The sequence below is a fragment of the Paenarthrobacter sp. PH39-S1 genome (assembly GCF_030063245.1).
Classification (GTDB): domain Bacteria; phylum Actinomycetota; class Actinomycetes; order Actinomycetales; family Micrococcaceae; genus Arthrobacter_M.
The window spans coordinates 15,251-32,145 of sequence record NZ_JASISR010000012.1 but is presented as its reverse complement, the minus strand read 5'-3'; the positions used below and the strand labels follow the sequence as shown (position 1 = coordinate 32,145).

21 protein-coding genes and 1 pseudogene are annotated in these 16,895 nt (G+C 61.5%); 14 read left to right on the top strand and 8 right to left on the bottom strand.

What is annotated here, in order from left to right:
* The first annotated feature begins 12 nt into the window (after positions 1 to 12).
* Entirely contained in the window at positions 13 to 1,176 is a 1,164-nt protein-coding gene (locus tag QMG52_RS22215; RefSeq protein ID WP_502920483.1) for an alpha/beta hydrolase family protein, read from the top strand.
* 49 nt (positions 1,177 to 1,225) lie between these two features.
* Positions 1,226 to 1,486, top strand: a complete 261-nt coding sequence (locus QMG52_RS09455; protein WP_283560162.1) for an addiction module protein — start codon at positions 1,226 to 1,228, stop codon at positions 1,484 to 1,486.
* A gap of 529 nt (positions 1,487 to 2,015) precedes the next feature.
* Here the strand turns inward: QMG52_RS09455 and QMG52_RS22210 are convergent.
* Positions 2,016 to 2,159, bottom strand: coding sequence for a helix-turn-helix domain-containing protein (locus QMG52_RS22210; RefSeq protein ID WP_502920488.1), 144 nt, complete (start codon positions 2,157 to 2,159; stop codon positions 2,016 to 2,018).
* A gap of 98 nt (positions 2,160 to 2,257) precedes the next feature.
* On the opposite strand from QMG52_RS22210, the gene QMG52_RS09450 reads away from it, so the two are divergent.
* Both QMG52_RS09450 and QMG52_RS09445 read left to right on the top strand, forming a co-directional pair.
* A complete protein-coding gene (locus QMG52_RS09450) occupies positions 2,258 to 3,442 on the top strand; it encodes an FAD-binding domain (RefSeq protein ID WP_283560161.1) in 1,185 nt (394 codons plus the stop codon).
* A 4-nt stretch (positions 3,443 to 3,446) separates the two neighbouring features.
* Positions 3,447 to 4,064, top strand: a complete 618-nt coding sequence (locus tag QMG52_RS09445; RefSeq protein WP_283560160.1) for a TetR/AcrR family transcriptional regulator — start codon at positions 3,447 to 3,449, stop codon at positions 4,062 to 4,064.
* Positions 4,065 to 4,247: 183 nt separating this feature from the next.
* Here the strand turns inward: QMG52_RS09445 and QMG52_RS09440 are convergent, their stop codons facing one another.
* Entirely contained in the window at positions 4,248 to 4,634 is a 387-nt protein-coding gene (locus QMG52_RS09440) for a hypothetical protein (protein ID WP_283560159.1), read from the bottom strand.
* A gap of 309 nt (positions 4,635 to 4,943) precedes the next feature.
* The gene (locus QMG52_RS09435; protein WP_283560158.1) at positions 4,944 to 5,615 is read right to left on the bottom strand and encodes a VOC family protein; all 672 of its coding nucleotides are present in this window, start codon (positions 5,613 to 5,615) and stop codon (positions 4,944 to 4,946) included.
* Between the two features lie 365 nt (positions 5,616 to 5,980).
* Here QMG52_RS09435 and soxR point away from each other — a divergent pair, with 365 nt between their 5' ends.
* From soxR to QMG52_RS09425, 3 genes are all read left to right on the top strand, one after another.
* Entirely contained in the window at positions 5,981 to 6,451 is a 471-nt protein-coding gene (gene soxR, locus QMG52_RS09430) for a redox-sensitive transcriptional activator SoxR (RefSeq protein ID WP_283560157.1), read from the top strand.
* 208 nt (positions 6,452 to 6,659) lie between these two features.
* On the top strand, positions 6,660 to 6,983 hold the full coding sequence (locus QMG52_RS22205; RefSeq protein WP_502920482.1) for an RraA family protein: 324 nt from the start codon (positions 6,660 to 6,662) through the stop codon (positions 6,981 to 6,983).
* Positions 6,871 to 7,275: an RraA family protein gene (locus tag QMG52_RS09425; RefSeq protein ID WP_283560156.1), complete on the top strand. Its 405-nt coding sequence runs from the start codon at positions 6,871 to 6,873 to the stop codon at positions 7,273 to 7,275. The genes QMG52_RS22205 and QMG52_RS09425 overlap by 113 nt, the downstream gene beginning before the upstream one ends.
* 135 nt (positions 7,276 to 7,410) lie before the next feature.
* Here the strand turns inward: QMG52_RS09425 and QMG52_RS09420 are convergent, their stop codons facing one another.
* From QMG52_RS09420 to QMG52_RS09410, 3 genes and pseudogenes are all read right to left on the bottom strand, one after another.
* Entirely contained in the window at positions 7,411 to 7,803 is a 393-nt protein-coding gene (locus QMG52_RS09420) for a VOC family protein (RefSeq protein WP_283560155.1), read from the bottom strand.
* 89 nt (positions 7,804 to 7,892) lie between these two features.
* Positions 7,893 to 8,285, bottom strand: a pseudogene (locus QMG52_RS09415) (Tn3 family transposase); the annotation flags it as partial.
* 372 nt (positions 8,286 to 8,657) lie between these two features.
* Positions 8,658 to 9,137, bottom strand: coding sequence for a MarR family winged helix-turn-helix transcriptional regulator (locus QMG52_RS09410; protein WP_283560154.1), 480 nt, complete (start codon positions 9,135 to 9,137; stop codon positions 8,658 to 8,660).
* A 92-nt stretch (positions 9,138 to 9,229) separates the two neighbouring features.
* Here QMG52_RS09410 and QMG52_RS09405 point away from each other — a divergent pair, with 92 nt between their 5' ends.
* From QMG52_RS09405 to QMG52_RS09395, 3 genes are read left to right on the top strand one after another with little or no spacing between them, the layout of a single operon-like run.
* Positions 9,230 to 9,865, top strand: coding sequence for an NAD(P)-dependent oxidoreductase (locus QMG52_RS09405; protein WP_283560153.1), 636 nt, complete (start codon positions 9,230 to 9,232; stop codon positions 9,863 to 9,865).
* Positions 9,866 to 9,896: 31 nt separating this feature from the next.
* On the top strand, positions 9,897 to 10,799 hold the full coding sequence (locus QMG52_RS09400; RefSeq protein WP_283560152.1) for an NAD(P)H-binding protein: 903 nt from the start codon (positions 9,897 to 9,899) through the stop codon (positions 10,797 to 10,799).
* Positions 10,796 to 11,743 carry an NADP-dependent oxidoreductase gene (locus tag QMG52_RS09395; protein ID WP_283560151.1) on the top strand — a complete coding sequence of 316 codons (948 nt, stop codon included), beginning with the start codon at positions 10,796 to 10,798 and terminating at the stop codon, positions 11,741 to 11,743. The genes QMG52_RS09400 and QMG52_RS09395 overlap by 4 nt, the downstream gene beginning before the upstream one ends.
* A 16-nt stretch (positions 11,744 to 11,759) precedes the next feature.
* Here the strand turns inward: QMG52_RS09395 and QMG52_RS09390 are convergent, their stop codons facing one another.
* Together QMG52_RS09390 and QMG52_RS09385 are read right to left on the bottom strand one after the other, a co-directional pair.
* Positions 11,760 to 12,617: an alpha/beta fold hydrolase gene (locus QMG52_RS09390; RefSeq protein WP_283560232.1), complete on the bottom strand. Its 858-nt coding sequence runs from the start codon at positions 12,615 to 12,617 to the stop codon at positions 11,760 to 11,762.
* Positions 12,617 to 13,096: a MarR family winged helix-turn-helix transcriptional regulator gene (locus QMG52_RS09385; RefSeq protein WP_283560150.1), complete on the bottom strand. Its 480-nt coding sequence runs from the start codon at positions 13,094 to 13,096 to the stop codon at positions 12,617 to 12,619. The genes QMG52_RS09390 and QMG52_RS09385 overlap by 1 nt, the downstream gene beginning before the upstream one ends.
* Before the next feature lie 140 nt (positions 13,097 to 13,236).
* Here QMG52_RS09385 and QMG52_RS09380 point away from each other — a divergent pair, with 140 nt between their 5' ends.
* The 4 genes from QMG52_RS09380 (at position 13,237) to QMG52_RS09370 (ending at position 16,703) form a co-directional block, all read left to right on the top strand.
* Positions 13,237 to 14,460 (top strand): FAD-dependent oxidoreductase, encoded by a 1,224-nt coding sequence (locus QMG52_RS09380; RefSeq protein WP_283560231.1) that lies wholly within the window; start codon positions 13,237 to 13,239, stop codon positions 14,458 to 14,460.
* A gap of 14 nt (positions 14,461 to 14,474) precedes the next feature.
* The gene (locus QMG52_RS22200; protein WP_502920480.1) at positions 14,475 to 15,110 is read left to right on the top strand and encodes a TetR/AcrR family transcriptional regulator; all 636 of its coding nucleotides are present in this window, start codon (positions 14,475 to 14,477) and stop codon (positions 15,108 to 15,110) included.
* A 427-nt stretch (positions 15,111 to 15,537) separates the two neighbouring features.
* Positions 15,538 to 16,152: an RDD family protein gene (locus tag QMG52_RS09375; protein ID WP_283560149.1), complete on the top strand. Its 615-nt coding sequence runs from the start codon at positions 15,538 to 15,540 to the stop codon at positions 16,150 to 16,152.
* 89 nt (positions 16,153 to 16,241) lie between these two features.
* Positions 16,242 to 16,703 carry a MarR family winged helix-turn-helix transcriptional regulator gene (locus QMG52_RS09370; RefSeq protein ID WP_283560148.1) on the top strand — a complete coding sequence of 154 codons (462 nt, stop codon included), beginning with the start codon at positions 16,242 to 16,244 and terminating at the stop codon, positions 16,701 to 16,703.
* Positions 16,704 to 16,895: the final 192 nt, after the last annotated feature.

The window sequence follows — 16,895 nt, the reverse complement described above, 5'->3', positions numbered from 1 at the left end:
AGGAGGAGGATAATGCGTAGGATCGTTTTTGGCGCGTCAGTTGCGGCGCTCGTCGGCGGTGCGGCCACGTTACTCGCCGCTGTCTACTTTGCACGCCAAATCGTCGTCCCGCGGACCAAACGCATAGAGGATCTCGAGATCCGACGCGTCTTCGTCGATGCAAAATGGGGGCTGCTCATTGAGTTGCCATCTTCTACACGAACACTGTCTCCAGGCCTCTATAGCCTCTGGTACGCAGGTGGCAGCGGACACGCCTGCATTGGATCAGTCGTCGCGATTGACGACAGGGCATCGACCGTCACGCGGATGGTTGAAAGAGTTGACTCAGGCCAACTTTCCACCGCACGAGCAGGCATCTGGAGTGGCTACGTTTACCCGAGCCCGGGACCACTTGGCTTGCCGTATGAAGACGTTGAGATTCCCGTGGAAAACGGTTCGGCGCCAGCATGGAAATTCGCTCCAGTGGATGCTTCAATCGCACCCGGAGTTTGGGCCATACACATCCACGGAATGGGCGGCACTAAAGCCGGGGCCCTCCGCGGGGTACCCGTCGCCGATCGACTCGGATTGACGTCCCTTGTGGTGTCCTATCGGAACGACGGGCAGGCGCCGGCCTCCACCGACGGCCGTCACAACTTGGGGCAGAGCGAGTGGCGGGACGTCGAAGCAGCACTTGCCTACGCAGTTGATCAAGGTGCCAAGCGAATCTTTCTCTTCGGTTGGTCACTCGGTGGCTCTATGGCACTTCAAGCCGCCGCTCGATCAGAATACCGGCGCCAGATTGTCGGACTCATTCTCGACGCTCCCGTCTTCGACTGGACCAGCACGCTGATGGCCAATGCACGCGCAGCCAAGCTTCCCAAGCCCGCTGCCGCCCTCGGACTGCGACTGCTCGAATCGAAACCTTTGCGGAAGATAACAGGCCTGCATGAACCCCTGGAACTGTCCGCACTCGATTGGTTGCCGCGTGCCCAAGAGCTCCAAACGCGCATGTTGGTGCTACATAGTGAAAACGACCGGTCTACTCCCTTCGATGTATCCCGACAGATAGCGCGTATCCGTCCTGACCTCATGACCCTGATTCCGTTCCAAAACGTCGAACACACCCAAGAGTGGAACATCGACATTGAACGATGGGACCAGGCAGTCTTCTCGTGGGTCGCCCCGAGGGAATAGGCTCCCATGTCGCGTCCCTCCCTCTTGCTCCCCGGCGTAGACTGGGGACATGGCTTCGGAGCTGCAGGACTACATCGCGGAGCTGCAGGACTACATCGCGGCGGGCAGGGCCATTGACGCCGACGCGCGCGAGATCGCCGCGCTCGCGCTCCAGCAGGTCGACGAGGCGGAGCAGGCCGAGGTCGACGCCGGCTGGGACGAGACGATCGACCGCCGGCTCGATGAGCTGATGAGCGGCGAGGTCGCGCCGGTCAGCGGTCGAGAGACCATCGCCATCGCGCGGGCACGGTCGGCCGCGCGGCGTAGGTGACCCCTGACTGGAACGAGCACCCCGAGGCTCGTGAGGAGTTCTTGGATGCCCATGAGCGGTACGTAGGGATCGAGGACGGCCAGCTCGGCGACGAGTTCGCCGACGCGGCCGAATCCGCAGCGGAGCTGATCCTCCGGGTGGCCGGACGCGCCGCCGCCGTACCGCGGCCGGCGGCGCGAGCCGATGATCCGCAGGTGGCACCTCGGCAAGTTCCCGTACCGGCTCGTCTACACCATCCGCGAGAGAGATGTCTATGTCCTCGCCTACGCCCACGAGGCGCGCCGGCCCGGCTACTGGTCGCATCGCCTGAACGACTGATTTAGCAGCAGCTTCCTCTTATCCCCTGCGGGATCAGCCGCACCGTCGCCGGGCGGGGGCCCTCGCAGCGGCGGTGCGGAGGTCGTCTTCGATGGTTCCTGGCTTGGTGGGGCAGCCCAGATCCGTTGTACCTAGGCCGACGACACCCCAACTTTCGCGGCCATGGTCCGCACCGACCAGTGCGTCTGCCCCTCCGGTTTGGAATTCCTTGTCAACTCAACGACCGGTCAACAATTGACTGCGGGATAACCGGCTTGCGGCCACGCCCTGGACGGACGTCGCCCAAATGAGCGAGGCCCTCTTCGCTGAAACGGGCCCGCCATGACCGCACGGTCGCCGGGCTGACCCCGACCACCCGCGCGATCCACTCACTGGCCAATATTGCCACCAGTGACTTCTTTAGACCGCCGGTTTAGACTAATGGTCTAAGGCGAGCGGAATCGAGGGTTCATCATGAAGGTCTTGGTTGTGGGTGCCGGTATTGCGGGCCCGACGGCGGCGTTCTGGCTGACCAGGGCGGGGCACGAGGTCACGCTCGTCGAACAGGCACCAGAGCTCCGCAGCGGTGGATACCTCATCGACTTTTGGGGTGCCGGGTTCGACGTGGCGGAGAAGATGGGCATCCTGCCCGAGCTGCGGCGGCGTGGGTACGTGATGACGGAAGCCTGGGCGGTCAACCGTGAAGGTCGCCGGGTGGCTTCTTTCAAACCCGAGGTCATCATGGAATCAGTGGAGCGATACTTGAGTCTCGCCCGCTCCGACCTCTCTGCCGTGATTTACGAAGCTCTCGGCGGCGCCGCCGAGCTGATTCTGGGCGACACGGTGCAGGACCTGACGGATGACGGCGACCGGGTCCGGGTAACGTTCGAGAGCGGCAGCACCCGGGACTTCGACTTGGTGATCGGAGCTGATGGCCTTCACTCCCGGGTAAGAAGGCTCGCATTCGGCCCGGACGAGGGCTTCGAGAGGTACCTGGGGATGGTCGTGGCCGCGTTCGAAGCGGACCGGTACCCGGAACGCGATGAGCTCGTCGCGATGATGTACGCCGACGTGGGCTTCCAGGCGGTCCGGCTTTCCCTTCGCGACGACGTCACACTGTTCCTGGTCTCCCTCCGACATGACGGTGACGTACCTACCGGGCGCGCGGCACAGGAGAGCCTGCTGCGGGCCAAGCTGGGCCAGAAGGGGTGGGAGGTGCCGGCCATGCTCGAGCTCATGTCCCAGGCCAGGGATTTCTATTTCGACGCGGTGAGCCAGATCCGGATGCCGTCGTGGACGACGGGGCGGGTTGCGTTGGTGGGCGATGCCGGAGCGTGCCCATCGTTTCTGGCCGGGCAGGGCTCCGCTTTGGCGATGGTCGAGGCCTACACGCTAGCGACGGAACTGGCGACAGCGGGCGACCACCGCGAGGCGTTCGCCCGATACCAGGCGCGGCTGGCCCCGTTGCTGCAGTCCAAGCAGGACGCCGCAGTGGGTTTGGGGCTGGCGTTCGCCCCGAAGAACAGGCTGCAACTATTTGAAAGGAACACGGTGATGCGCTTGATGGGACTTCCCAAGGTTGCCGACATCGTGATGGGAAGAAGCTTTCACGATGCCGTTGAGCTCCCACCGTTCCCCACAACCGAGACGGCCCGCTGAGCCAATGGTTCGACCACGATTCACAAAACTACCGCTAGAGCAGCAACAGGCCATCCTCCAGGCGGCCCTGGACGAGTTCGCCGCACACGGATTCCACGACGCCTCGCTCAACCGAGTGATCGACACTGCCGGTATTTCCAAGGGATCGATGTACTACTACTTCGACGGCAAGGAAGACCTCTACGCCTACCTCGTCCGCACCGAGCTGGCCGGGCTGTTCGCCCGCGTCGGGACACTGCCGGAGCTGGACATCGGTGATGCCGATGCGTTCTGGGCAGTTCTGGAGGACTACTACCTGCAATTGATGAGAGCCCTCACCGCCTCGCCGCAGCTTGCAGCGCTGCTTCGGGGTTGGGCTGCAGCGTCGAAAAACCCCGCGTTCCAGGCAGCACAAGGCGACATTGAGCAGGCATCACTCCATTGGATCGAGCAGGCGCTCACCGCGGGACAACGCGTGGGCGCCGTCCGCGACGACCTGCCATCCAGCCTGCTGATCGCCGTCGTGATGGGAATGGGCCAGGCGATGGACATCTGGCTCATGTCACAACAACCCGGAGAGGACACCCTGCCGGGATTAGTCAGCGACCTCATCAGCATGATCCGGGGAGCGGTCAGCGCTTAACAATTAGGCTCGACGCTTGATATGGATGACAACCTTTTGACTCTCGCACCATCGGAGGGGAAGACATTCCAAAAGATTCCGACCGACCAAAGATCTGGCCATTTCGGTACCTCCGTCCGCTCAGCGTTCCCCTATGGGAAATCGCATTCTGGGGAACGTGAGGCGTTATTCACCGGCGTCCTGTCAGTCTGCCAGGGTGCCGGCCCAAGTACGCGCCTGTGCGATCTGTTCAACGTCAAGCCCTTCGGTGTCGACTGCGCGGCGCTGAGCTTCCTGCCCGTCAATCCAGCGCATGTGCGTCTCCCAAGCCGCCTGACGACTGATGCCCAGCGACCTGCCGATGTCAGCCCATGACGCTCCAGCTGTCCGCGCGGTCCGCACACTCAGCTGCTGGCCATACCTCACCTTGCGGGTGATGACCTCACTGAGCGCCAACAACTCCAACGCTTCAGCCGTTCGCAGTGACGGCCCCGGCCCCTCACCAATCGCTTCCTGGGTTCGCAGCTCATCAAACCACTCAACCGCAGCATGCAACGACAACGACCACTCCAACTTCCCCAGATCATTCATGCCTTCAGCGTCCTCTGCTGCAAGCCATCTGTCAAGGTACCCTGACAGATTAATTTAGAAACCGGACCACAGCCGGTGGCCGAGTTCAGCGGAGGCTATGTTCGAGCACTTTTCACAGTTGTCGTGAAAACCTAGTGCGCATGGCCGCGCACGTCACCAATTCAAGTGAATGGGTTGGGCAGAGCGATCCTTACTGGGCTCCTTGAAAGCCCGGTAGCCCTTCGGTTTGCGGGACGAGTTGCTGGCCTCTGTAAGGAACCTTCTACCAGGACGTTTTCTGAAGTAGACGCAGGCCGGCCGTGGCCTTAGCTATCCGCGGGCTATCGAGATTCTCGAGCTGAGATCCACCCGAGATTTCCCCGCCAGTGGTTCGATCTGAATAGTCAGGGGCCCGCGAGCCGGTTTAGATACCTTGCTGGGGAACCAGAGCCGTTCCTGTTGTACAACGATCAGGAGACCGTCATGGCTGCCCATTGATGCGAAGGTGCTTGAGCAATCGTAAAAGTTGGGGATGGCCAGCCCTTCGGACAGCGTTGCTACGGCGGCCAGCACGTCTTCTACGCCAATTCCAACTTCACTGATGGACAAGATTTGCGGGTTCTCACCCTTGCTGGAAACCGTGGATGCATCGGCGTCGCGGGCGATGAACTCCAGGATGATGCCTTCGGGGCCCAAAAAATACAGGGACCGGGATTTCCAGTCATCCCCACCGAAGAAGACTTCCGAGCCGTCCGCCTGGAGTAGAGAGACACGACGGGCCAGCCAGTCGTGGGCCAGTTCAAACTCCGACGGCAGGATCCCGAAGGCGAGGTGATGGACGCCGTCAAAACCATCCCCGGTGGTCAGTGTTAGTCGGCTTGAGCCAATGGTGACTTCTGCGCTGGCGTGGGCCACCTCGACCGGTAGCAGCAGAATGTCGCGGTAGAACTGCACTGCTTTGGCGAGGTCACGGACGGTGATGGCGACGCTGCGGATTTTCATTATTGGCATTCCTTCTCTTAGAGGTTGGTTCTACCGGATGTATTCGTCGGTCAGATGATTCTCGAACCAAAACTTCCGCCCATAATGCTCTGGGGTGATTCGTAGGGTCGTGGGATGCTCGCTGTTCGGATGGAGCCTCTTCTCTCGCGGAGCTGTTTCCTCAGGAGTCTCAGTCCTTGGCGCTGTTCACGGGCACGGTTTGCAGGCTGCACCGAAGCTTGTTCCCGATCTGCTGCAGCGGTGGCTTCGCGTTCACCGTTGATCAATATGGGGGTCATGGTTTTCCTTCTGTTCGAGGGCGTATGCACCATCGAACTAGGTGAAGGTAGCTTGAGGTCAAGCTTGTGGCATGAAATCATGGGCGTATGACACCCGTCATGCCCAAGAGCCTGCTGCCCATCGGTGAGATTGCGCGCCGGTCAGGCTTGTCGGTGCCCACCGTGAGGTATTACGAGTCGCGAAACCTGATCACCTCTGAACGAACCCCCGGCAACAAGCGTCTTTACCGCCGATATACCCTGCGGCGATTGGCCGTGATTGCCGCAGGGCAACGAGTAGGCCTCACCTTGGCCGAGATTGCGGAAGCCCTGTCCGAACTGCCTTCAGACAGGGCCCCTACCCAGGCCCAATGGCACCAGCTCAGCACGCACTGGGCAGTCCTGGTGGCACGGAGGGTCCGCCAGCTGGAAAAACTTCAAGGATCACTCGATGATTGCATCGGCTGCGGTTGCCTCTCCCTCAAGAAATGTCACCTCTTCAATCCTCAAGACGAGGCCGCATCTGAAGGTCCTGGTTCACGTTGGATTCGAAGGAGCATGGAATATGACGAAGAATAAGATGCATGCAGCTGAACGCCGTCGCCTACTGTCATGACATCGACGAGTCCCGTCGGGTGATGTCCGGCTGATGGACCGACTTACGGTATAAATTACCGGTTAGCCGTTCAGGTCTTCAACGGTGCTCGACGAAGCATGGTCATAAGGCAAGCCAAAGAACCTTTCGCCCGTAGGCTCTGAGAGCATCCAACCACCCAAGGGAGTCATCATGTCAGCCTTGCCCCAGTTTGTTTCACCCACAGCAGTCGCCGAGCAGGTGAATCGATCACAAATCCTTACACTTGAAATTCGGCCTTTGTGGGATGGTGCGCAACTGAACGGGCCGGCTTATACAGTGCGTTGCGCCCCTGGAGATAATTTGATGCTCCATGCCGCGATTCACCGTGCACCCCTCGGGTCAGTACTCGTAGTTGATGGCGGTGACGCTTCCCATGCGATCGCAGGCGGAAACGCTTGTGCTGTCGCACAACGACGAGGAATTGCCGGACTATATAGTCGACGGCGCCATCCGGGATGTCAAAGAAATCCGTGAACTTGGATTTCCCGTCTTTGCTCGCGCTGTAGTTCCTAAGCCCGCACTGAAAGCTGTTGTTCTTCCCCTGCAAGAACCTGTGAACTGCGGTGGCGTACTCGTACACCCAAACGATTTCATCGTCGCAGATGAGGAAGGAATCGTCGCAGTTCCAGCTGAACGACTAGAAACGGTACTGAAAGCGGTCTCGGAGAAAGCCCAACGTGAGAAAGCCCAAACACTTGATGCTTGGGACACCGAACATGATGAGAAAATCAATTCGATTCTGCGGGCGGCGGGCGTGGATTGGTAAAAAGCTGGGCAATTGTACGGGCACAAAATGAAGGTCAGGGCGCGTCTTCTGGCAGGTTCCGTAGGAGGTTCCCCTGCGGTCACGGCAGGACTGCGCTGACTACTCCTGAAAATCGGCGCCGAGCAGTTCTGGTAATTACGACCAGTCGCGCGTGGCTAGTACCAGAAGATACCCGTCAACGTCGGTGAATGTCATGCCATGCTTGTCCCAGTAAGGATTCCGTGCGGCAACTCGGACGCCTCCGGCATGCTCGATCCGCGATATGACGTCTTCATCTATAGGGCCGCCAAGGTAAATCACAAGGAGGTCTTCAGCGCTGGGCGAAGGTTGCAAGGTATCGTCTTCGACGATTTCCAAGTGCCAGGCCGCATCTGGCCAGCCAATGAAAGCAAGCTTGTGCCCCGAACCCTCGTCTTCCTGACGCCCTTGGAGTGGCAGACCAACTCCGTCGACCCAAAATCGAATGGCCGCTTCAATGTCGAGGGCCGGACGTGCGAAACGAATATGGTGTTGCGGTTCCGGTTTCATAAGCAACAATCATAGACAGCACATTGCTATTCTTACCGCTATCCCGTCCCGCTACGGGACGGGATACATTCAGAGCAATGTTGCCTCGTTTAGGTCTCTCGGTCCTCGTCGGGTTTCCGGAATGGCCGAAGTTGCGTTCCTGTGGCACCAGCTGTGAAGGAGTAGCGGCCCAGCATATTGATGTGTTCCGAGATCAGCGGCGATAGTCGTTGTACGTCCTCATCGGCAACGTTGTGGCCGCTGTCGCGGAGCCCGGTGAGTGCGGCGTCCAGGTAGCGGGTGTTCCACAGGATGACGGCGTTCAGGACCAGGCTAAGGGCTCCGAGTTGGTCTTCCTGGCCTTCCCCGTAGGACTGGCGTATCTGGCCTCTCCTGCCATGAAAGACGAGTCGGGCCAGCGCGTGTCTGGATTCCTGCACAGTCAACTAGGTGTGAATCTGCCGGCGGTACCCCTTTTCGCGACCTTTGCCAATTGCAGTGAGGCCTTGGACAAGCGGGGAAGGGACTTCAACCGGGCCGCACTGGATTCCCTGGCTGCCTTGCGAAGAACGCGTTCGGTGACGATGGCATCCATGGCATCACACACAAATCATCGGTAACCTCTCACGTCAATGCGCACGGCACAAAGCAGTGTCGCACCCCTGCACTGCCCCGATAATCCGTGAACCGCCGAGCCCTTACCCGCCAACCCGTAGCGGGCAAGGGCATTCATCCGTCCCTCGGGGATCATCTCCACATCGACAGACCCGGCGCCTCGTCAAGTTGTGTACGAGAAGAAGACTAGAAGGTGGAGCACGGAATGGCCCACACTGGTAGTGCTGCCATGACCCGCAGTTGCATAGAACTTTTGACTATTAGGTGCGTCGCGCCGCTTTGAGGTGCGGGTGAATCCCGGGAGCCAAATCCAACGAATGTGCGACGGTGCGGAGTAACTGGATGAGAAGGTCGGCCTCTGTTCGGGTTAGGCCTTCTGTCACGTGTCGCTCGAGTTCTGCCACTAGGCGGAGCGCACGGTCTACCGTCTCGCTGCCCTGGCGAGTGAGCTGAATATCGAATGCCCGCCGGTCGGCCGAACTGCGGTTGCGTCGCACCCATCCCAAGGCCTCGAGCTCGTCGATCAGGCCAACCATGTTGTTGCGATGAATGCCAAGGTTGTCGGCCAGGTGCTGCTGGGTCAGACTTCCCGAAACCTGAAGGTTGGTCATAACTCCGAAGCCGCGCGGCGTCACTCCGATCTTCGACAGCTCGGTGCCGAAGAGCTCTGCGATCTGGGCCCCGATCTGAGAGAACAGGAAAGATGCCGACTCTGCGTACTGTATGAGTTTCGGGGTCACGGGCATGATTCTAGCATTTCAGGTGATTGTCACCTAGAGTGACAGTCACTACAGATGTGTATTCTGGAGAGATTGGAAAAGGAGGTGCACCGATGAAGATCAGTGTGGTGGGTGCGTCCGGGCGCACTGGGCGACAGGTCGTTGAGCAGGCAGTACAGCGCGGGCTCGAGGTGACAGCGATAGCTCGCACTCCCGCACCTTCACCCACGTTCCACCCTGGAGTCCGGTGGGTGGCCGCCGACGTCTTGCGGCCGGAATCGGTCAATTCTGCATTAGAGGGCTCTGACGCTGTTGTGTCCGCCCTGGGCGCAGGCACCTCCCGTCAACCGACGCATGTGTACTCGGACGGAATCCGGAACCTCCTGTCTGCGATGGCGATCCACCGGATCGACCGAATCGTCGTAATCTCGGCCGCACCGGTCGGGGCGCCGAGCGAGCATCCTGCATTCCAGCGCCGTCTGCTGCTCCCCGTACTGGAGCGGTTCTTCGGAGCCACGTACCGCGACATGCGCGCGATGGAGGCCATCTTGGAGGCGAGCGGTGTCGACTGGGTGGCGTTGCGGCCGCCATATCTTCAGGACAGGATCGGCACCGGCGAGTACCGCCTGGACCGGCGCCGGCCACCAGCACGCGGCCAGACCATCACCATCCCCGATCTCGCAACCGCGCTGCTTGATGCGCTCGACCGCGCCGATCTGCGCGGGCACGCCAGCTACGTGGCGAACTAGGCCGCGTCCCTAACTCGAAGGAGAACATGCTGTGATCATCGTGACTGGGGCGACCGGAGGCGTCGGTCGCCCACTGCTGAGGCTTCTCGTCGACGCGGGGGAGCGGGTGCGGGCGATCACCCGTCAGCCCGCGCCGGCGGGTCTGCCTGCCGAGGTCGATGTCGTTGTCGCTGATCTGACTTCCGGTGCGGCTGTCGTGGACTGCCTTGCGGATGCCCAGGCCATCCTCATTAATCCGCGCGCTGTCGGCGATAACGCCGGTCCGATATTGGCTCGGGCAGTCGAAGCGGGCGTCACCCGTGCTGTCGTACTGTCGGCGATCAACGTCGAGGACGACCGGGAGCGCCAGCCGTCGCGCTTCCGCGGAGATCTCAACGCCGAAGTCGAGGCCGCGGTCATTGCCAGCGGACTGGAGTGGACCAGCTTGCGCAGCGCGATTTATGCCTCCAACATGATCGGGCTCTGGGCGTCCCAAATCCGGTCCACCGATGTCGTGTACGGGCCGTACGCCGAGGCGATGGCGGCTCCCATCGTCGAGCTCGATGTCGCAGCGGTTGCCGCGGCCGCCCTGCGTACCGACCAGCTGCTCGGACAACGGGTGGAACTAACCGGACCCGATTCGCTCAGCCAGCGCGCCATGCTGACGAGCATCGGCGAGGCCCTGGGCCGGGAACTGGCCTATCACGAGATTTCCCCGGATGCTGCGCGTGAGGCGATGATGAGGCAGGGCTTTCCGGCAGGCTTTGCCGATGCCTATTTGCGGATGCTCGCTTTCGCCGTCAGCGCACCCACCCCGGTCACGGACTCCGTCAGTGACGTTCTCGGGAGGGACGCGACCAGCTTAGCTGACTGGGCCGCAGAACATGCCGACGCGTTCCGCTCGAGCCGGACTGGGCCGGAGCATCTGGATGGCCGCGTTAGCGTGGGGCAATGAACGCGCACACCAGGGTCGAGTTCGACGAGTACGGCGGGCCCGAGGTCCTCCACCTTCGTGAACGCGAAACATCCTCGCCAGGCGAGGGGCAGGTGCGGGTGCGCGTGTCCGTGGCGGGAATACAGCAGGTCGATGCGAAGCTGCGCCGCGGGCAGTTCGCCGCCGGCAAACCTGCGACTGTCTCGATGACGCTCGGCAATGAGTTCTCCGGGGTCATTGATGAGGTCGGAGCTGGCGTCAGCACGCTGGTCCCCGGCCAGGCGGTCTTAGGATTCGGGTCGGCGATCGCGTACAGCGAGAGCGTGATCGTACCGGCCGATCAGGTGATCACCAAACCCGATGGTGTGAGCTTCGAGGTTGCCGGCGCTCTCTCCGGGGCGGGGCAGACGGCGGCCAACGCGGTCGAGACCCTTAACGTCGGGCCTGGCGATACTCTGTTGATTCACGCCGCTGCCGGAGGCGTTGGGACTCTCGCCATCCAACTCGCCCGGATGCGCGGGGTGAGCGTCATCGGAACCGCCAGCGAGGCGAACCACGACTATCTGCGACGGCTTGGCGCGATCCCCGTGGTCTACGGCCCGGGTTTGATCGAACGGGTCCGCGATGCGGCAACCACCGGTGTGGACGCCGCTCTCGACCTGATCGGGGGCCCAGCGACCGAGGTGTCTAATGAGCTCGTCGCTGACCGTCAGCGCATCGGCACGACGGTCAATGACGAGGCCGCTGCACGCTTCGGCGTCCATCGGCTTCGCGGTGTGCGCTCGACACGGCTCCTCCAGGAGTTGGTGACCCTGGTCGCCGATGGGAAGGTCATCTTGCCGATCACGGGAGTGTATGAGCCGGTGCAGGCGCCCGAGGCGCACAGCGTCATCGACGCAGGACACGTTCACGGCAAGATCATCCTGAACTTCTCGAGGTCGACTCCTGCTGCCGATTTCCGCTGAACGGCGAGGTGCGGCCTCAGTCGGTACGGGCTGCCGGCTTGGCTCCCGTTTCCATAAGGAAGCGGACCAACACCTGTGCCAGTTGCTCGGGCTGGTCCTCAGGGACCAGGGTCGCCGAGTCGTCGATCTCAACCAGGCGCCCCTGAGGAAACAGCTCGGCCAGGCGCCGACCGTGTTCCTGCGGCATGAATGTGTCTTGGCGCGCCCAAACGACGAGCACGGGACGGTCGAAGTGCCGCATCCGCTCACTCCAGGCGAGGAGGGTGTCGCGGTTCGGCGCCGACGTCGCGAACTTGGCAAAGTCTCGACGGATGGCTCGGTCCCGGGTTGCTGGCGCGAACCAGTCGTCCAGAATGTCGTCCGGGATGCCGCGCAGGCTCATTCCCCCGTACAACGTCCGGTTTCGCCGGACGCGTTTGATCCGCAACAGCTGCATCAACAGCCAGATGCCACCGGGCATCCTCGCCAGCACCGCCAGTTGCTTGGCCGGGCCCGGCGGGAAGTTGTCGAACGCCTCGCACGCCACGAGAACCAGCCGGGCGATTCGGTCTGATTTTCCCTCCGAAATCAGGAACTGCCCACCACCCCAGTCGTTCAGGATGAGGGTCACCGCGTTCAGATCGAGTCGGTCCAGTAGTTCGCCCAGCAGCAGCGCGACGCCGCGTTGGGATAGGTCGGCGCCCGGGTTCATCGGGTGCCGGTGACCCCCGAGCGGCAGCGTCGGAAGGATGCATCGATAGCCGTTCAGCAACGGAGTCACCTTGCGCCATTGCCTCTCATTCATCGGCAGTCCGTGGGCGAGTACCAGTACCGGACCCGCGCCACCGGTGTCCTGATAGTCGATCGGTCCTGCGGACAGTTGAACCTGAGGCATCATAGCCATCCCGTGAGGTCGAGTGCGCCCGCGCTCTCACCAGATATGGCCTGGAGGCCGGACTCGAGCGCTTGGAACTCCGCGTCTCCCAGCACGGCGATCCACCGTCTGCGGACCCGACCGAAACTGCAAGCCGACTCCGTCAACACGTCCACGCCGCGGGCGGTGAGCGTCACTGTCTTGCGTCGTCTGTCGCCCGGATCGGATGCTCGGGCGACGTATCCGTCTTCGACCAGCTTGTCGATCGTTTTACCCGCCGCTTGTTTCGACATGTCAAGACGGCGGCCGACGTCCACTGCAGTCGCACCCTGAGTGCCGATGGCCTGGAGTGCGAAGCCGTACGAGGGACGCATGTTGCTGTAGCCGCGGTGTGCGAGGTCCTCCTGCAGTTCATCGATTACGGCCCGGAATGCGCCGAGAAGCATCAGCGGGAACGCGAAACCCGGACGGCCGGATTGTGGGTCGGTCTTGCTCATCATCTTTAGTTCCCCTGGCAGACACCGAGGTCGACCATAGACATCCGAGTTGTCTAACTATTCTTACAATGCGCTAATGTTACACTCATGTATCTTATGCGAAAAGGTGGTACCCGGTGGTAGTGGCGAATGCGGGCCTTCCGATGACGACGACGGTGGTTATCGTCGGCGCAGGTCCTACGGGACTGGTTGCGGCAATCCGCCTAGCTGAACGCGGGGTGCCTATGATGATCGTCGACGCCGCGCCCCATCCCACGCGGGAATCTCGGGCCGCGCTGGTGCACGCTTCGACGATTGAGATAATCGATCGGATCGGTCTGGGCGAAGCTCTCATCGCCGCGGGCCAGCGGGTCGACGTCATCACCCTGGCTGATGGCGGGAAGAAGCTGGCGCGCGTTGAGCTGAAGCGCCTCCCGGGTCGCTTCCCATTCGCGCTTGGGGTGCCGCAAAACGTAACCGAGGGGCTACTGATCTCCCGACTGGCGGAGTTGGGGCACTCTGTACACCGAAATCTGAGGGTTGAGTCCGTGACGTCGGATGGCGACCGCAGCGTAGTCTCCGGGTCTGCGCAACCATTTGGGATGACCTTCACCGTTAATGCCGAGTATGTGGTCGGCGCCGACGGGTCCCACAGCGTCGTACGGGCAGCTATCGGCGAGGAATTCCGGGGAGAGACCTACTTGGACGACTTTGTCTTGGCCGACATCTCCTTGTCCCCAGACCTGTTCCCGGCAAACGAAGCACGTATCACGTTATCTCCATATGGCGTCACGGTGCTCGGCAAGCTCCCTTCAGGCCGTTACCGCCTGATCGCCACTGCCACCCAGGACGTCGCGACGCCGGCTGCTCCGGACAGAGGCTACATCCAGGCGCTATTGAATCAGCGCCATTTGAGCACAGCGACAGCGGCGGACCCTGAGTGGTCTTCGAGGTTCCGAATCAGCCACCGGGTCGCCGACCACTTTCGGCGAGGTGGTGTTTTCCTCTGCGGAGACGCGGCTCATGTCCACAGCCCCGCGGCAGGGCAAGGAATGAACACCGGGATTGCCGACGCGTATGACATCGCTGACAGGTTGGGGGAGGTGGTCCAGCTCGAAGGCAGCGACTCTACTCTCGACGGTTACGAGCCAAGCCGACGATCCGCAGCGCTTGAAGTGCTTGCTTACACGGATCGCATCACGCGAATGGCGTTACTCCGAAACCCCCTCGGCCGGCTCGCGCGCAATACCGCCATCCGGGTTTTGAGCCGGCTACCGGTTGTTCAAAGCTCGATGGTGATGTGGGTGTCGGGCCTGAAAAGGAGCCCGCTGGCCTCACCTCTCGGGCCTGCGCCGCGGAGTAGGGCTTCGCGGCGGGGCACTCTCTGAGAGGGGTCAGCTAAATGTCAATAAGCCACTCACGTGACGTCCCGGATTCAGCCAGAGGGACCCGGCGCCGGGGCGCGGCGTTGGAGTCGGCGATCGGAAAGGCCGTCTCCGACGAGTTGGAAGACGTCGGCTACGACGCCGCGACGGTCGAGGGCATCGCGAAACGTGCGGGAGTAAGTCGAATGTCGATCTATCGGCGTTGGAAGTCGAAGGCGGACTTGGTTTCATCAACGTTCAGTCCTTGGCTCCCGGTTCTTCACCCTGCGCAGGAAGGGGTCCCACTTCGTGAGGGGTTGTTAGAACTACTCCTCCAGATGTATTCCTCCGGTGCGGCGCCGTTGTCGCTCCTACGCTCGCTCGCGGCGGGGACGGCGTCTGAGGCAGACGAACGATTCGTGCAACGCCTCCGTAACGAGGTAATAAAACCGAGACTGGGAATGTTGGAAAGCCTGTTTGTGGCCGCCGAGACGCGAGGTGAGATCCCCCGAGGCGCGGATGCCGCTCTTCTCGCATCCGCTGGCCCGGCGCTTCTCTTCCAAATCGTGTTGACCACTGGCGCGAGCCCCAAGAGGGAGCAGGTTGAAGCGATTATCGATCGACTAATCTTGCCAGCAGCACGAGCCGACGAATTTGCGGATCCATCGGCATGACCACCGTAGCCGCTGGCACTGCCAGGACAGGCGCGCTACCGGAGCGGCGCCTAACTCGCTGCATGGCTGCTCCGGTGCGGCTTCCCAGGACGGACCTGGGCCAGGACGCCAGCCGCCGTGCCAGCGCTGGTGCTTGCTGCGCTCACGAGAACCCCTACTGTCTAACGGCTGGGGGTTGCCTCACCTGGCGACATCCGAGGGCAATATACGATAAGAATGAAGGGCGAAAGTCGATGATCAAGGGTAGCGTCGCACTGTCTACTGGCGAAGTTGAATACCCGGACACGGGAGATGGCGGCCCAGTCGTTGTGCTGTGCCATGGGCTATTGATGGACAGCAGGTTACAGCCAGGCGCTCATGTCGAATCCATTCGGGCCTTCCTCAGCGGAACCTCCGGTGCAACGCCCATTTCTCGCGCGGAACTGGCATGAGCCACCCCCCTGCTATCTACGCTAGCCGGCATCTTCCCTGGCGGCGCTTGGCTGCAGGTCTCATCGACGGCCTATGCATCGGTGCGTGGGTCGCTATTGTGGCTGCGGCTGGGGTCACAATTTACCTGCTCTCGGGAGCCAATGGGCGATTTAACGAGGTGCAGGAAAACTTGCTCGCCTTAGTCGTTACCATCGCTCCAGTGACGGTCGGAATCACACTGACTGAGTCGCGTGAGGGCGCGAGCCTGGGCAAGCGAGTTGTTGGTATTCGTATGCGAGAGGTTGACGGCGGAACCCCCACATTTGCCTCGCTGTTGGGCCGGAATGCCTTGAAGCTCGGTGTTCCATGGACCATTGCTCACGCCGCGGTATTCGGGCTCTTTGACTCGGCCGCCAAGGACCCGCCCGCTACTTGGGTCTTGATACTGCTGATCCTTGCATACGCGCTGCCAGTATTTTACGTTGCCTCGCTATTCATATCCCGCGGGCGCACACCGTATGACCGGTTGTCCAACATTGTGGTTGAGCAGTCCGTACTCACTACGGGTCACCGTGGGTCTCGGAGGGAAGGGGCCACTGTCGACCAACGCCGGCTTTTCCCGGAAGAGTGATCGTCTCCCTTGTGCACGAGGACGTGCACGGGATGAGCGTCCGAGATGTAACTTGACATGCCAAGTTGGCGGCCCGTAGTGTCCTGGTCGTGATCAGTGAACGGCGTTTGTCCGAGGACGAGTTGCGGACTTGGAAAGGGCTTCGCTTGATGTTTCGTCAGCTCGAGGCACACCTGGCGCGGGAACTGGCTCGCGTCAGCGAGCTATCGATGCAGGACTACGACGTGCTGTCGTCGGTAGCCCCACTTCCCGAGCATCGGGGGGCCATCAAGGCGCTCGCCGAGCACTTGAGCTGGTCCTTCTCACGCCTATCTCATCACTTGGACCGAATGGCGCGGCGTTCTCTCGTACGAAGAGAACCGGCGGCGGACGGTGTGAGCACTGATGTTGTGGTCACCGAGGAAGGGATGGCAGCGATCAGTGCAGCCACGGGAGCCCATCTCACCGCCGTGAGGCAGTCGTTCTTCGATCGGTTGCGGTCGGAAGACCTAGCGACGCTGGAGCGAATTAGCATTGAGGTTTCCGGAAATCTACCGGGTTCGGCGCTCTGAGACACGAGCAGGGAGCCTTCAGCGCGACGGATCGTGATAGCTGACGCAGGTGTGGAGCTCCTCGCGCCTGCTCACCCCACGCGCTGACACATCGAGCAGTGGACAGCGAAAGTGCCAAGCAGCAGCGCACAACACGGTTCCGTTGACCACTTGACATATCAAGTGGTCAACGGATACCGTCTTGACATATGG

Excerpts from the sequence above, each read along its gene's own strand:
- QMG52_RS09455 (WP_283560162.1), top strand. The coding sequence starts at position 1,226 with ATGGCTTCGGAGCTGCAGGACTACATCGCGGAGCTGCAGGACTACATC.
- QMG52_RS09435 (WP_283560158.1), bottom strand. The coding sequence starts at position 5,615 with ATGAAAATCCGCAGCGTCGCCATCACCGTCCGTGACCTCGCCAAAGCA.
- QMG52_RS22200 (WP_502920480.1), top strand. The coding sequence starts at position 14,475 with ATGTCAATAAGCCACTCACGTGACGTCCCGGATTCAGCCAGAGGGACC.
- soxR (WP_283560157.1), top strand. The coding sequence starts at position 5,981 with ATGACACCCGTCATGCCCAAGAGCCTGCTGCCCATCGGTGAGATTGCG.
- QMG52_RS09450 (WP_283560161.1), top strand. The coding sequence starts at position 2,258 with ATGAAGGTCTTGGTTGTGGGTGCCGGTATTGCGGGCCCGACGGCGGCG.
- QMG52_RS09445 (WP_283560160.1), top strand. The coding sequence starts at position 3,447 with ATGGTTCGACCACGATTCACAAAACTACCGCTAGAGCAGCAACAGGCC.
- QMG52_RS09420 (WP_283560155.1), bottom strand. The coding sequence starts at position 7,803 with ATGAAACCGGAACCGCAACACCATATTCGTTTCGCACGTCCGGCCCTC.
- QMG52_RS22215 (WP_502920483.1), top strand. The coding sequence starts at position 13 with ATGCGTAGGATCGTTTTTGGCGCGTCAGTTGCGGCGCTCGTCGGCGGT.
- QMG52_RS09385 (WP_283560150.1), bottom strand. The coding sequence starts at position 13,096 with ATGATGAGCAAGACCGACCCACAATCCGGCCGTCCGGGTTTCGCGTTC.
- QMG52_RS09380 (WP_283560231.1), top strand. The coding sequence starts at position 13,237 with ATGACGACGACGGTGGTTATCGTCGGCGCAGGTCCTACGGGACTGGTT.
- QMG52_RS22205 (WP_502920482.1), top strand. The coding sequence starts at position 6,660 with ATGTCAGCCTTGCCCCAGTTTGTTTCACCCACAGCAGTCGCCGAGCAG.
- QMG52_RS09375 (WP_283560149.1), top strand. The coding sequence starts at position 15,538 with ATGAGCCACCCCCCTGCTATCTACGCTAGCCGGCATCTTCCCTGGCGG.
- QMG52_RS09405 (WP_283560153.1), top strand. The coding sequence starts at position 9,230 with ATGAAGATCAGTGTGGTGGGTGCGTCCGGGCGCACTGGGCGACAGGTC.
- QMG52_RS09395 (WP_283560151.1), top strand. The coding sequence starts at position 10,796 with ATGAACGCGCACACCAGGGTCGAGTTCGACGAGTACGGCGGGCCCGAG.
- QMG52_RS09440 (WP_283560159.1), bottom strand. The coding sequence starts at position 4,634 with ATGAATGATCTGGGGAAGTTGGAGTGGTCGTTGTCGTTGCATGCTGCG.
- QMG52_RS09390 (WP_283560232.1), bottom strand. The coding sequence starts at position 12,617 with ATGCCTCAGGTTCAACTGTCCGCAGGACCGATCGACTATCAGGACACC.